Here is a 14146-nt window from a genome sequence, read left to right as displayed (position 1 = left end):
ATAAAGGGTGGGATTCGGCTGCGATGCTACACCACGTTGCCGAGTTGAATAATGGGAAGATACATCGCGATCACCAGGCCGCCGACCAGCGTACCCAGCACGATGATGACCAGCGGCTCGCACAAGCTCGAAAGCGTGCCGATCTTGTCATCTACCTGACGATCCGCGAGGGAGGCCACGTCGATCAGCATCGTGTCGAGCGCTCCGGACTCCTCGGCAACCGCAACCGGCTGGACGACCTCTGGTGGAAAGCAATGTGCCGCACGCATTGCCGCGGCGAGCCGCTCGCCGCGCCGCAGTCGGGCGGCGATTTCCACGGTGGCGCGATCGAAGAAAGCGTTGCCGGTGGCGTGAGTCAGTGACTGGAACGCATCCGCGAGGGGTGTGCCGGCCGACAGTAAGGTGCCGAGCGCTCGGCTCCAGCGCGCCGCGCACAAGGTGCGCAGCAACGGACCGGCGACCGGCATTGTCAGCGACAGGCGCGCGAAGCGGATACGCGCTGCTTCGGAACGTCGTAGGAGAAACGTCATAGCGGAGCATGCCGCGAAGATCGTCACGACTAGAGGAATGCTCCAGCGCGCGGCGCCTGCCGACAAAGCCAGCACGAACTGCGTGGGCGCAGGCAGTTTCGCGCCGAAGCCGTCAAAGATCTGCTTGAAGGTCGGCACGACCCAAATCAGCAGCGCCGTGGTAATTGCTATCGCCAGCAACAGGATCGCGACCGGGTAGGTCAGTGCCGCGCGCACCTTGGCACGCTGCGCGGCCGCGCGTTCGCGGTCGTCGGCGATGCGGGCGAGGACGGCCGGCAGCGCGCCGGCTGCTTCGCCGACCTCGACCAACTGACAGTACAGCGCATTGAATTGCGCGGGACGGCGCTGCAACGCTGCGGAGAAGCGCAAACCCCCGGTGATGTCCCGTGCCAGCGCGCCGACGATTCGCGGCATGCCTTGCCGGCGCGAACTCTGCGCTTGCGCGAGCAGATCCAGCGAAGGCGCGAGCGGCAAGCCGGCGCGCAGCAGACTGGCGAGCTGGCGGGTGAACACAGTGACGTCGGCGCTGCAGGTTCGGGGGCGCGGCGCCGACCCGCGTGCCGTGAGTTCGACAATGAACAGCTTTTCGCGTTTGAGCATGGCTCGCGCGGCGCTGACGTCCGGGGCGATGAGCGCGCCGGCTTTTCGCATGCCGTCGGCATCGACGCCGCGCCATTTGAAACGCATCTCGGCCACTGGCGGTGGGGAAGTCGTCACGGCGCTCATGCGACCTCGGTGGCGGCCAGCGCCTCTGCAAGGCTCGTGGTGCCATCGCGCACACGCGCCAGGGCCGCGTCACGCAAGGTGGCAACCTGTTCGGTTTGCGCGAGCCGGGCCAGCTCATGGCTGCCTGCGCGAGCCACGATCAACTCACGCATCGCGTCGGAGACAGGCATCACCTGGTGAACCCCGACGCGGCCGCGATAGCCGATGCCGTGGCAAGCCACGCAACCGACGGCACCGTAGGGTTGCCAGCCGTCGAGCTGATCGTCAGCGAACCCCGCTGCCCGCAGCGCCGCAGCGGATTGGGGCGCGGCTGCGCGGCACGCTACGCAAAGCCGCCGCACGAGCCGTTGTGCCGTCACCATCCTGAGCGCGGCGGCCAGGTTGTATGGCTCCACGCCGATGTCGATCAGGCGCGCGACGGCAGCAGGCGCGTCATTCGTGTGCAAGGTCGACAGGACGAGGTGGCCGGTCTGCGCGGCCTTCACGGCAACATCGGCGGTTTCGTCGTCGCGGATTTCGCCAACCATGATCACGTCGGGGTCCTGACGGAGAAACGCCCGCAGCGCCACCGCGAACGTCAGGCCGGCCTTTTCGCGGACACTCACCTGATTGACCCCCGCCAATTGAATTTCCGCCGGATCTTCCACCGAGCACAGATTGCGCGCCTCGTCGTTGAGCATGTGCAGGAAGCAGTACAGCGACAGCGTCTTGCCGCTGCCGGTGGGCCCGGTGACGAGTACCAGACCGTGTGGCGCGCGAATCGCGGCATCGACTGCCTGACGTTGCTGTGGATCGAGACCGAGTGAGTCGAGCGAAAGATCGCTGGGCAGCGCGTCGAGCCTGCGCAACACCAGCTTTTCGCCGAACAGGGTAGGCAACGAGTTGACACGATAGTCTTCGACACGGCCGGGCGACGTGGCAAGACGCAGCCGGCCGTCCTGCGGCACGCGCCGCTCGGCGATATCCATGCGCGCCAGCACTTTTACGCGCGTGATGAACGCGTCGCGCAGATGCGCGGGAGGCCGCGGGATTTCATGCAGTACGCCGTCGATGCGCAAACGCACGCGCCAACCATGCTCCTCTGGTTCGACGTGCAGGTCCGACGCATTGCGGCGGGTTGCCTCCTGCAAGGTGTCAGTCAGGAGGCGTACGGCAGGTGCGTTGTCCGAATCGGCGAGACTCGAATTGAGGTGGGTACGGGCGCTGGCCTCGGCAGCAAAAGCGTTGTGCTTTGGTTTGGCTGGGCTTTCGCTATCGAAGGCGACGGGCCGCAGCGACGCCGGGGGTTGAAATGAACCTTGCATGAGAGACCGGTGATGAGCCGCCTGGAGAACACGACGACATCATCATCCGGCAAGGCCGCCGGCACCGCCATTCAGCCAATCGGCTAATGGCGTGCACCGCGCCGGTATGCGAAGCTGTGGCTCTTGAGGGCTTCGATCGCTTGAAGGGTTTCAACAGCTTCAGCCACTGCGCACCTTATCTGCGCAACGCCTTAGCTGCCTTCGCTCGCACTGGCGGTCTGAACAGCTTGACCGTGCGAATCGCCTGGTCGTCGCTGCGCATCACTTCCAGCTTCAGCTCGCCGATCTGCACGCACACGTCGCCGTCAGGAATGTCTTCGAGTATTTCGAGAATCAAGCCGTTGAGCGTTTTCGGCCCGTCCGTTGGCAGTGTGAGAAGCAGCCAGCGGTTCAGTTCGCGCAGCGGCATGCTGCCCGCGACGATGCATTCGCCGTTCTCGTTCCAGCCGCCACGAGAATTCGCGCTGCGCGGAATCGTCGTGGTGAATTCGCCGATCAGTTCCTCGATGATGTCTTCCGGCGTGACGAGTCCTTGCAACTCGCCGTATTCGTTGACCACCAGCGCCGTGCGGTGACGGCTCTCCTGGAAATACTGCAGTTGCTGGAATACGGGTGTGCCGGTCGGCACGAAATACGGTTCGGCCAGCAACTCGCGCAGCGTTTCGCGCTCCAGTTCCTGGTTGTGCAGGGCTGCCAGTGTCTTGCGTACGTGCAGCACGCCGAGCACCCGGTCGATGTCGCCCTGATAGACGATCAGCTTGTTGTGGTAACAGGTTTCCAGCTGATGCAGGATCTGTTCGAACGGCGCGTCGAAGTCGAGCGCTTCGATGCGGCGGCGCGGGATCATCACGTCGTCGACGGAGATGTTCTCGAGGTCGAACAGGTTCAACAGAATGCTGCGGTGCTTGGTCGGCATGAAGCTGCCCGATTCGAGCACGATGGTGCGCAGCTCTTCGGTGGAGAGCCGCTGATCGTGCGCGCCTTTGGTATTGATATGCAGCACACGCAAGATCGTGTTCGCGAACAGATTGACGAACCAGACGAGCGGCCTGCCGACACGCATCATGGGTGCGATCAGCAGGCTGGCCGGCAGCGCGATCTTCTCCGGGAACGTGGCACCGACGATCTTCGGCGTGATTTCCGCGAATACGATGATTAGAAACGCGACGATGCCGGTCGCGATGGACAGTACGAGGTTATTGCGGCCAAACGTATGGAGTGCGATCGAGGTGGTCAGCACCGGAATGATCGTGTTGAACAGATTGTTGCCGATCAGGACCACGCTCAACAGCTGGTCGGTGTGCGCCAGAAGACCCTGGGTGGTCTTCGCGCCGAGCGCATTCTGGTTGGCAAGATGTTTCAGGCGATGGCGATTGATCGCCATCATCGCCGTTTCGGAAATCGAAAAGAAACTGGAGCAGATGAGTAGCAGAAAGACGGCGCAGATCTGCGCCCATAAGGGAAGTTGTTCCACGCGTAGTGAAGGATAGGGACGGGATGGAGAGAATATAGCAGAGCGGGCTGGGCGAGCCGCCTGGCCGGGCGGCCCGGGGCGTGGCAGCGGCGCCGCTATCGTTCCCTCAACGCGCGCGCGATCGCGCCGAGGGCGCGCATCAACTCAGGCGTGAGGCCCGCTTCGAGGTGTGTGTCGGGGTGGACGCCCGCGCCGTCGAGAAACGCCTCGCTGAGCGCGAGCAATGCCGACGTGGTGGCGTCGCGGCTGCCCGGTTGAGGCTCCTGGGGTTCTTGCGGTGCGCCGTCGTTCAGGCCCACTGGCGTGTTGGCGCAGGAGAGCCTGATGAGCCCACCGTGGCGAAGCGCCGCTTTCACTTGCGAATGTTCACCGTATTGAGGAACAGCGACTTTGGTGGCGCGTTCAGTCGCCGACGTGAATTCGCCAGACGCAGGGTGCGCGGAAGTCATGGCGGTTGCAATCGTGGCAGGCGCACTGTCCGGTGCCCCAGGCGTTTGCGCGTTGGCAATCCTGAGCCGCAGTGGCGCGCTGTGTTCCGGCGCGTCGTCCCGCAGCGCGAAACCGTGCAGTCCGTCTGTTGGTGCGGCGTCAAAGCTGCTAGCGGCCCGGCCGCCCATCAGGTTCGCGAACAAGTCTGATGAATTCGCTTCGGTGGAGTTGTTCCAACCCTGGCGTGGCGCGCCAAACAGCGCAAGCGGGTCGGCAGGCGTGTCGAGCAGCCCGTCCAGCTCGGCGGACGGCGGCTCGCTAGGAGACTGGCCGTCAAGGCGCCCGAATACCAGGGGTTCCATGGGCGGCGTTGCAAAGCTGGCCGATTCGGCTGCATCGACTGGCCGCGGCAAGTTCGAATCCTGTGGGATGGCGCCGGGTCGCCGGCCCATCTGAAAGTCCCATGTCGGCGGCAACGTCTCGGTTGCCTGCAAGACATAACTGCCAATCGTGACGATATCGCCGGGCTGCAAACGGATCTCCTCACCCGCGGCGATCGGCTTGCCATTCACCGTCAGCGCTGCATGCCCGCCGATATTAAACAGGCACCATGCGCCGTATTGCGCGCGTATGACGGCGTGGTGCCCGGCGACGGTGTCGTCGTCAGGCAGCCTGAGCGTGCTGTCGGCAGCGCGGCCGATGTTGCCGCCCTGGGCATCGAAGCTTGCGCAGGCGCCGCTGGCAAGCGCTTTACCGTGGCTAGCGAGAATGGTGAGTTTAAGAGAGGGCTGGAGCATCGTCATGTTTCCTGCAGCTAGCGATTCTCATGGACACGAGAACGCTTTCATTTGAGGTAGCTGGAACGGGTTGGAACTACTGCTCGCGCTCACGCGAAGCGCCAGTTTTCGGCCGCTGAAATCAAAGGTGGCGATAAAGCTTTCGGGCGCGGCGCCTGGCGTGATGCGCGCCTTGTCGAAGAGCCGATAGAGGGCCCACGCACCTTGGGTCTGCACGCCGTCAGAACCGTTTTGCGTGCTGATTTGCAGGCTGACGAGACCGGCGCCCCGCTCGCCCGGCCATTTCACTGCCATTGGGAGTGGCGGCCCGTGCGCATAGCGCATCGTCTGCCCGTCGATACTCAGCGCGTATTGCGTGATGCCTGGGTCGAGTTCAAGCGGTGTCAGTTCGATCTGTAGCGACGGTGTCGCCGCGCCGGCGGCAAAGAAGACATTGCGAATCGTTTCCGCGTTCTGGAAAGTGCCGAGCAGATGGCTGTCCGCGATCACCTTGCCGCTGGCGTCGCGCCGAAACGCCCAGCGGCCATCGCGGACGTCGACCTGCGACGCCAGATTCTTCTGGAAAAAATTGTCCATCAGTCCGCCTGAGGCAAACAACCGCGTGAAATCGTCCAGCGCGACATCACGGTTCGAGCCGCGTGCAAACGGGTAGCGCCCGGCGATGGCCTGCCGGCACAGTGGGCCGAGGCTGCCTTGCGCATCCTGTGCGACGTTGCGCCGTGCACCTCCGCTAACCTGCACCGCGCTCACCTGCGAGAGGTCGCCGACAATCTTTCTCAGCGGCGCCGGCAGACGTCCCGCGTCGGCTTGTAACTTATTGAAGACGTCGGTTTGCGGCGGCGGACTGCCGCTTGCCAAGGCGGCATCCGCGGCGGTGAGATAGCTATACAGTTCGTCGAGCACACGCAGATTGCCTTCCAGCGGGGTGGCGCCGGCCGCGCCGGCACCACCGGTTGCCACTAGACGCCGCAAGGACTCGAAATGACTATCGACGATGCCCTCCGGGTGGTCGTTCGCGATCGGCGGTGACAGGTCAGGCGAAGCGTGGCCGAACATCGCGCTCAGCGATTCTTTCGCTTCGCCAATGCGTTTTTGCAGTGCGCCCGGCGCGGGCTGTTCGTTGCCGCTGCGGGCACGCAACAAGGTTGTTTCGTCGGCGGCGGCTTGCAGGAATTGTTTGAGCGGCGAATCGGGCGCGGACAAGGTGCGCGCTATCTGCATGCTTTGTGCAAGCGATTGGCTATCCACGATGCCTAGATCGTTCAGGTAGGCGTCCCACGCCTGGATGTAGTCGTTCAGGAACGTGCGACGGATTTCCAGCGCGAGGCGCGCGTTGTCGGTCGCGGGCGCCGGCTGGACGCCGAGCACCCACGGGTCTTCGCTTTGCAAGCGGGCAGTCGCTGCGGCGACGCGTGGTTCGAAACCATCCCAATAGCCGTGATACGTATAGAGGCTCGCTATGCCGTCGGTCAACGGCTTGCCGCTTCGGCGTGTCAATACGAGTGCCGCTTGCGGGCCACCGGCGCCGGCCACCGTGATGGGCTCGTTGCGCATCGTGCGCAGCAGTTCGCGACTGAGCTGGTGGTTGGCACGTTGTGCGGGCGATTCGTGCGCGAGCCTCGCGCGCACTGCGTCCACGAGTGGCGTGTTGAACGCGAACGGCGATCTGACGACGCGCGACGCGAACAGGTTCGCAAGATGCGCTTCCAGGCGCGCGCGCTCGTCCTGCGTCAGGTCGGATGGCAACGCGCCACGGCTGTCGAGGGTCAGCCACGCGGTGAGAAAACCGGCGTCGTAGCGGGACGCGTCGTAAAGCATCAGATACGCCTTGAGCGCTTCGTACGAATAGTCGGCGTCGTCGGCCGGTGCCTCGGCCAGCATGCGCTCGATACGTGCGGCGGCCTGCGGCAACAGTTTTTCGTCGAGTGCGCGGCGGTAGAGCGCGTCGCTTGCTTCGTGGATCCTGGCGCCCTGGTAAAGCCCCATACCGTAACGCCATCCAGGCGGCGCGTCGGTGTCGAGATTTTCGCTACGCGGCAACGCCCGCAGGGTATCGAGCAACGGCGATAACGGCTGCAAGTCGCCGGCTGTCAGCGCGACCGGTTGCGTCGACAACCGATTGAACGCGCCGACGTGCAAGGACACTTCATCGAGGTAGGCGCGATTGTGCGCGTAGCTGATCGCCCAGCCGGCCAGCAGCCCGATGAGCCCGATGCCGAGCACTGCGGCGACCATCGTGTGCACGATGAAACGCCGCCGTTGCGAGCCGCGGCTTGAACCCGCGAATCCCGCATCGGCGAATACGGCCTCGCGCAGCCATTGCTTCAGAAAGTAGCTGTGCTGACCCGGCGGCTCGGCGGCCGCGGGCAGTGACTCGGCGATGCCCATCTGCTGGCGGGTCGCCGGCAGCACGCGATCGATACCCGGGGCGCCTTGCAGCGCACTCGTGAAATAGACGCCGCGCGGCAGCAGATTGGTTTCAAGCGGCGAAGGGCGAAACAGCGCAGCGCAGAAGTCGATCAACGGCTCCTCGATGCTCGCGAATTGCTGCGGAAACAGAAAGGCGCGCGCCCGGCTAACCGGATCGGGTTCGACGATCAGCACGTCGCGCAAGCCATCGGTCAGGCGTTGCTGCAATGTTTGAAAAGCGCGCCGGCAGGTCTCGGTCAACGCGCTGTCGCCGGCTTCCAATGCCGCGCCCCACACCTGCGCCCGGCCGTCGCGATTCAGTCCGGAAAAATAGGCGCGGAAACCATCGAGGCGATCCATCCGGGTGATGCACAGATAGACGGGTACACGCATGCCGAACGTGCTCTGCATCAGTTGCAAAGGCTTTCGCAGCCGCGTTGCATAGGCCGCGCGCCCGGCTTCGTCGAGTGTCAGCAAGGTGTCCACGCCGACGGTGAGGACGACGCCATTGAGTGGCTGGCGTGAGCGATGGCGCTTGAGCAACGCCAGCAGTTCGCGCCATTCCGCGTGGCGCGCGCTGGCGGCGCCGGCTGCATCGAGGTAGGCGCCAGGCGTATCGACGAGAACGGCATCATTGCTGAACCACCAATCGCACGCGTGAGTCGGCTCCGTGCGCCGGCTGGCGGCGCGCGCGGCCTGCTCGGCGATCGACAGTTCGAGCCCGCCATTGAGCAGCGCGGCCGTTTTGCCGGCTCCGCCGCTGCCCACGATCAGATACCACGGCAACCGGTACACGTGGCGCCCGGTGAGTCTGTCGAACCAGGCGGCAAGCCGGCCGGCAGGGACGGCGGCGTGTCGCAACACGTAGCGCGCATGATCGAAGCGCGCGCGCAGGTCGTCGAGGCGTTGACGCTGGGCATCGTCGGCGGGGTCGGCCGGGTTGGTCCGCGATACGGAAGGCGCGCGGTGCAACGGCTCCGGCAGTCGTGACCCGTGCATGCGCCGAGCCTGCCGCCACGTCCATGCGAGCAGCACCAGAGCGATCAGTGCATAGCGGGATCGTTCTGGTTCCAGTGGCCGCGTGTCGCCGATCGTCAGCATCGGGCCCGCGATCCAGATCAGCGAGATGAGAAGCGCAACCCATACCAAACTTGCCCAGCCGAGTTGGCGCAACAGGGCCGCCAGCCATCCGGCAATGCGTTTCAGGCTATTCATCGGTCCGCCTTCGGCACAAGCTCCTGGCGCGCGGACGAGGCGGGATACACCACGATCTCGACGCGCCGGTTGCGCGCGCGGCCGGCCGCCGTCGCGTTGCTGTCGATCGGCTGCTGGTCGCCGCGTCCGGCGACTTTTACGGTCCGGCTGGCATCGAGACCGGCCGAGATCAGCCATTGCCTGACGGCTTCAGCGCGGGCCAGCGAGAGCGCGAGATTCGAGGCGAAGCGCTGGTCGTGGATCGGCTGATTGTCGGTGTGTCCGGTGATCAGGATGTCTCCCGGCACGCGATCGAGGGTGGCCGCAAGATGGCCGAGCACCGGTAACGCCGCCTCACTGGCGACAGCGGATCCGGAGCCGAACAGTCCGTCGCCGCGCAACGCGATGACGCTGCGATCGCCTTCGTCGCGCACGCTGAGCGCGCCGCTTTGCACGTCGGCGTCGAGCAGCGCGGCGAGGTGCGGCGCAGGGTCGAGCGCGCGCTGCGAAGTCACTTCCGGCAGGCGGATCGCATTGATCGCCGCATACGTGCGATCACCGTACGCATTGGTGGCGAGCAGAAACGCGATAAAGCTCGCGCCACCGAGCAGGACGGCGCCTGCCAGCCACATCCACAGCGGCATCCCGCGGCGGAGCGCGCGCGCCGGCGTGCGGTCGGCGGCGCACCAGTGCGGCGATAGCGGCAATGCGTAGCCGGCTGCCGTCTCATGCAGCAACTTGTGCAGGCGCCGCGTCAGCGTTTCGAGTTGCGCGGCGCCGTTCTGAATCACGCGATAGCGTCCTTGAAATCCCAGCGCGAGACAGAAAAACTGCAGTTCGATGAGGTCTCGATGTTCGCGCGGCTGGGCCGACAAACGGGCGAGCAAGTGGAAGAACTTTTCGCCGCCCCACGTTTCGTTATGAAACGCGACGAGCAGACTGTGCGCGGACCATGCGCCGCTGCCGCCCCCCGGCGCGAGTGCGGCGGCTTCGTCGAGCGCGGTGCACAGGCAATAGCGCGCGCCGACGATCGTTTCGATCGACACGGCCGCCTGCTGTGCGCGCGTCTGAAAACGCCGGATTTCCGCGACGAGGAATGCGCGCAGACGCTCTGGTGTCACCGTCGCATTGAGACGGATCTGCGCAAGCGCGTCGAACAGCGGCAGCGCGGCGGCGACGAGTGGATTGGACGCATAGGCCGAGGGTGGCGCGACGGAGGGCGCGAACGGCGTCTCGAATCGTGACTCAAGCGGTGACTCAAGCGGTGACTCAAGCCGCGACTCAAGCCGCGACTCAGGCCGCGACGCCGGTCCCGCCCCGGCCGCCGGCGATGACTGCGTAGATCCTGTGCGCTGCGCAGGCGCTGCTGCGATGGATGACATGTTTATTCGCCTTTCTTTTGCATCCATGAGATCAGCCGCGAATGGCCCAGCATTCCATCGTCAGGCCCGGCAGGTCGCCGGCCACGTGCAGCGCGAGGCCGCCGGACTGTTCGAGTTGCTTCCAGAGTTCACCGCCGGCATCGAGTTCGAAATAGTGATAGCCCGCGTGATACGGGATCTGTCGCGGCGCGACCGGCAGGCTGCGCATGGCGATGCCCGGCAACTGCAGGTGCACCAGTTCCGCGAGCCGTTCGACCGGACCGATCTTCACTTGCGCCGGATACCTCGTGCGCACGGTTTCCGCCGGCAGATCCGCATGCACTGCGAGCACGAAGCCGGCATGGTGCAGAAGCTCGGCGCTCGGGATCTGCGCCACCCAGACGCGGTGGGCGCGCTCCTGCAGTTCGAGTGCGATGGCGTTCTGTTCGAGAACGGTCGACAGTGCGCGGCGCAATTCGGACATCAAGGGCCCGAAACTGCCTTGTAAATCGTCGTGCTGGTAGCTGGGGTAAAGCGCCGGCCGGCGCTCCTCGGCCGTGTAAGTGGACAACTCGAACGCCAGGCGCAGCCACTGCTGGAACAACCGCTCCGGATGCAGATGGGGCATGTGCAGCGCGTGCCACGTGTCGGCCTGCGCCCGGTTGATCAGCGCGAGCAGCAGGAACTCCGAAACCTCGGCCACGCCGCCGCGCCCCGGCTTCGACTGGCGCTGCGCGAGCGCCTCGCTGCGCTGTTCGAGCAGCCCGTGCAATTCGCGCAGGTATTGGGCGAGCACCGGATGTTGATCCACACTCAGCATCGGCGGAATGTAGTGCTTGTCGAGCATCAGCTGGCGATCGCTGCGGCGCTCCAGCACGCGCAGCAAACCGATGCCATGCCATTGGCTGCCAAGTTCGGCGGCGGGCATGAGCCGCATCCGCGGCCGGGCCAGTTGCAGCGCCGCGGGCCCCAACGCAACCGCATTGCTATCGGCGATGTCGCGCGAATAGACGGCGTGGCGCGCGAGCGAGCCGGCTTGCTCTTCGAAGATCGTGTCGTCGGCGCCGGCTCGCCTGCGCGGCAGAGCGAGCAGCACCGTGAGATCTTTGGCGTCGGCCGGGATGTCGAGCGGCGCCGGCAATTCGTCGGGCTCGGTCAGCAGAAACGGCGTGCCGTCGGGCAACACGCCTTGCGCGCTCGCGAGCGCCACTTTGCCGAGCGCCAGCGCGTCGTGATCGATCTCGACGCTCTGGAAACCCCAGAACGCGGCATGCGAGGCCAGGCAACGCTGCTGCACATAGGCTTCGACATAACGTTCGAGTTGCTGGAAATGTTGCGGCCGCAGAAACATGCCTTCTGACCAGACAACTTTGCTGCGGGCGGTGCTGCCGCTTTTGAGTGGCGAATGGTGGTCGTTCATCGGTGTGCCCAATCCATGGTTCTAACGATCAGGCCGCCGCTGAGCTTCACTTGCACGGCAAGCCGCTCGTGAGTGGACGGCCAGAATGAAAACACGTTGCCCGCGCCGTCGGCGGGGAGTCCGTAGGTGGCTTTCCAGGTGTGACGGTCGAGCTCCCGATAGCCCGCGACGACGCCGAGCGCCCGCATGCCGGGCTCGGCGCTTCGCTGGATCAGCTTGTGCTCGCCCGGCAGCAGGATGATTTGTTCGAACGAGACGAGGTCGTCGGAGAGGGCCGCTTTAGCGCGGTCCTGCAAGGACGGGAAATCGCTTGCTTCGAATACCGCCGTCGATTTCAGCGCGTAGAGGCCGATCAGAATCGGCGCAGGCCGGCCGTGGCCGTCGGGATTCACGTTGGCGGCGGCTTCGAGATAGAGGTCATAAGCGCGCGCGTCTGGCCTCTGCGGCGATGCGCATGCGCCGGCCAGACAGGCCGCGCTCAGGGCGAGCAAAAGGCGTAAGCGAAGGCGTAGGCGTAGCTGTAGGCGCTTCATCGAGATGCGATCATGTGAGGCTTAGCCCGCCAGATTCAGAATGTGCGTCTGGCTCGGCGATGTGCCGGTGCCGATTGCGTTGGTCGCGTTCTGCTGCGTGGGGTCGGTCATACGGGTGGTCGGCATGCCGTGCAGCAATACCGTGTTGGCGCCGTTGATGTTGCGCGAACTCGCGCATACGGTGCCCGAGATGACGCCGCCCATCGAGCCCGGGGCATCGCCACTCGTGACGGGAATGATCGTTGCCAGGTTGTGCGCGGGTGCGGCGGCGATCAGGATGTTGCTGACATTCGGAATGGCCTGGGGCCGCTGTGCATTGTTGTCGTAAGCAACCGGGATACCGACGGGCGGCGTCAGATTGACGCATACGGCGTCGTTGGCGCCCCCGGCGCTCGAGTTGACCATCACCATCGTCTAGTCCTATCCCAGGTGAATCTGTTCGGCGTCGAGCTTCGACAGATGCTCGGCACTCAGCAGGGTGTTCTTGCCGTGCAGCCGCACGCTTTCCGATGCGGCGTAGTCGATATGCGCGGCGCGCAGATGGTCGATGGTGTCGATCGAGCGGAAGCTGGTCTTACTGATTTGCACGATGCGCTCGACCACCGCTTCGATCGTTTTGCCGAGCAGACGCACGAGGCCGATGCGTCCTTCCAGTTCATCGCAGACGAGCGTGCTCTTCGTGGCTGTGAACTCCGCGTCGTGCGTGACGACGGCAAGGCGCTCGCCCGCTAGCGCGATTTCGCGCGCCGCGCTGACGCGCACGTCGCCGGACGCGTCGATGCGCAGGTCGCCTTCCACGCGGATGCATGTCTCGCTGCCGGCGGCCCGTTCGAGTATCGCCGCCACGTAGCCGTGCCGCGGGCCGCTGCCGCAGACTGCCACCCGGTCGCGGATCGCCGGGGGGATCAGGCAACTGAACGCGCGCTTGCAGGTGAGCAGTGCGCCGTCGTCGCCGGTGACCAGAAAGACGTCGTCGTGCAGGACGGCGATCACCGTGCCGATGCTGTTGTGCGGGTGTTCGGTGCGCTCGACACGTTCGACGCCTGTGTCAGGCTCCAGCACGCGCCGTTGCGCTGTGGTCGTTGTCATGGCTAGGGCTGCTCCTTGATGAATGTGTGCCGGCGGCGTACGTCCCGGTGTCTCGACCATTCCTGCGCGGCGAGCAGGGCCGGCTCAGCACCGATCACGCCCGGGCGGCCCGGAGAAGTTGCCGGTTCGGCACCTTGCGCGCCGTGGAAAGAAGTGCGTGCGAACGCGGCTTCGTGAAAGTCCGCGCCGGCGAGTTGTGCCTGTGAAAAATCAGCCGCGTTCAGGCGAGTTCGCACGAACCGCGCGTGCGCCGCATCCGCGCGTTGAAATACGGCCCCGCGCAAATCCGCGTCCGAGAAATCGGTGTGCTGGGCGCGCGCCTCGACCCAGATGCTGTTCTCCAGCTGCGCATGAGCGCAACGTGCATGACCGACGGTCGCACCGAAGAAAATGGCCGACGGCGCGTGCACATGCTCCAGCACCGCGTGATCGAGTCGCGCGCCCTGAAAATTGCAGTGGGACAGATTGGCCGACGTGAAGTCGGTTCGACTCAGATCGGTGGCGATGAACTGGCAGCGGACGAACGTCTGGCCGTTCAGACGTTGCCCGCTAAGGTCCGATTCCGTGAACACGACGCGGTCGAATTCCGTGCGTGCGAAGCCGACGTTACGCAGATCGAGCCGATAGAAGAAGCACCGTTGCAGATGCGCTGCGGAGAAGTCGGCGCCACGCAAAGGCGTTTCGTCAAAGAAGCCCTGATCGATTTGCGCACCGTCGAACCGGCATGCATCGAGCTCGGTATGCAGGAACGCGAAGCGCGCGGCACGCATCGCGCTGAAACGGCTACCGCTCGCGCGCGTTCCGCTCAGACGGCAGTCGTCGAGCAGACTGCCGGACAGATCCGTGCCGGTCAGCGCTCCGTTGATGAAGACACTTTTCA

General features: G+C 65.0%; 11 protein-coding genes. All 11 read right to left on the bottom strand.

Features of this window, described 5'->3' with window-relative positions:
- Positions 1-26: 26 nt before the first annotated feature.
- Positions 27-1256 (bottom strand): type II secretion system F family protein, encoded by a 1230-nt coding sequence (locus tag PQR53_RS36065; protein WP_408464966.1) that lies wholly within the window; start codon positions 1254-1256, stop codon positions 27-29.
- Complete coding sequence (locus PQR53_RS36060) at positions 1253-2560, bottom strand: GspE/PulE family protein (RefSeq protein WP_408464964.1); 1308 nt, start codon at positions 2558-2560, stop codon at positions 1253-1255. Before PQR53_RS36060 ends, PQR53_RS36065 begins: the two co-directional genes overlap by 4 nt.
- A 175-nt stretch (positions 2561-2735) precedes the next feature.
- On the bottom strand, positions 2736-4034 hold the full coding sequence (locus PQR53_RS36055; RefSeq protein ID WP_408464962.1) for an HlyC/CorC family transporter: 1299 nt from the start codon (positions 4032-4034) through the stop codon (positions 2736-2738).
- 95 nt (positions 4035-4129) lie between these two features.
- Positions 4130-5260, bottom strand: a complete 1131-nt coding sequence (locus tag PQR53_RS36050) for an FHA domain-containing protein (protein WP_408464960.1) — start codon at positions 5258-5260, stop codon at positions 4130-4132.
- A 27-nt stretch (positions 5261-5287) separates the two neighbouring features.
- Entirely contained in the window at positions 5288-8884 is a 3597-nt protein-coding gene (gene tssM / locus PQR53_RS36045) for a type VI secretion system membrane subunit TssM (RefSeq protein ID WP_408464958.1), read from the bottom strand.
- Entirely contained in the window at positions 8881-10245 is a 1365-nt protein-coding gene (tssL, locus tag PQR53_RS36040; RefSeq protein WP_408464956.1) for a type VI secretion system protein TssL, long form, read from the bottom strand. The genes tssM and tssL overlap by 4 nt, the downstream gene beginning before the upstream one ends.
- A 31-nt stretch (positions 10246-10276) precedes the next feature.
- Entirely contained in the window at positions 10277-11644 is a 1368-nt protein-coding gene (gene tssK / locus PQR53_RS36035) for a type VI secretion system baseplate subunit TssK (protein WP_408464954.1), read from the bottom strand.
- Complete coding sequence (gene tssJ, locus PQR53_RS36030; protein WP_408464952.1) at positions 11641-12177, bottom strand: type VI secretion system lipoprotein TssJ; 537 nt, start codon at positions 12175-12177, stop codon at positions 11641-11643. The genes tssK and tssJ overlap by 4 nt, the downstream gene beginning before the upstream one ends.
- Positions 12178-12198: 21 nt before the next feature.
- Entirely contained in the window at positions 12199-12588 is a 390-nt protein-coding gene (locus tag PQR53_RS36025) for a DUF4150 domain-containing protein (protein WP_179734520.1), read from the bottom strand.
- A gap of 9 nt (positions 12589-12597) precedes the next feature.
- A complete protein-coding gene (locus PQR53_RS36020) occupies positions 12598-13266 on the bottom strand; it encodes a DUF3540 domain-containing protein (protein ID WP_408464949.1) in 669 nt (222 codons plus the stop codon).
- Between the two features lie 2 nt (positions 13267-13268).
- Positions 13269-14146: pentapeptide repeat-containing protein (locus PQR53_RS36015; protein WP_408464947.1), on the bottom strand; the 878-nt coding region annotated here is incomplete at its 5' end.

This window comes from Paraburkholderia fungorum (assembly GCF_046027605.1).
Lineage (GTDB): Bacteria > Pseudomonadota > Gammaproteobacteria > Burkholderiales > Burkholderiaceae > Paraburkholderia > Paraburkholderia fungorum_F.
The sequence above is the reverse complement of the archived record's forward strand: the minus strand, read 5'-3'. Positions and strand labels throughout refer to the sequence as shown.

Coding starts and splice junctions, on each gene's coding strand:
- tssJ (WP_408464952.1), bottom strand. CDS start 12,177: ATGAAGCGCCTACAGCTACGCCTACGCCTTCGCTTACGCCTTTTGCTC.
- PQR53_RS36050 (WP_408464960.1), bottom strand. CDS start 5,260: ATGCTCCAGCCCTCTCTTAAACTCACCATTCTCGCTAGCCACGGTAAA.
- PQR53_RS36020 (WP_408464949.1), bottom strand. CDS start 13,266: ATGACAACGACCACAGCGCAACGGCGCGTGCTGGAGCCTGACACAGGC.
- PQR53_RS36065 (WP_408464966.1), bottom strand. CDS start 1,256: ATGAGCGCCGTGACGACTTCCCCACCGCCAGTGGCCGAGATGCGTTTC.
- tssK (WP_408464954.1), bottom strand. CDS start 11,644: ATGAACGACCACCATTCGCCACTCAAAAGCGGCAGCACCGCCCGCAGC.
- PQR53_RS36025 (WP_179734520.1), bottom strand. CDS start 12,588: ATGGTGATGGTCAACTCGAGCGCCGGGGGCGCCAACGACGCCGTATGC.
- tssL (WP_408464956.1), bottom strand. CDS start 10,245: ATGTCATCCATCGCAGCAGCGCCTGCGCAGCGCACAGGATCTACGCAG.
- tssM (WP_408464958.1), bottom strand. CDS start 8,884: ATGAATAGCCTGAAACGCATTGCCGGATGGCTGGCGGCCCTGTTGCGC.
- PQR53_RS36060 (WP_408464964.1), bottom strand. CDS start 2,560: ATGCAAGGTTCATTTCAACCCCCGGCGTCGCTGCGGCCCGTCGCCTTC.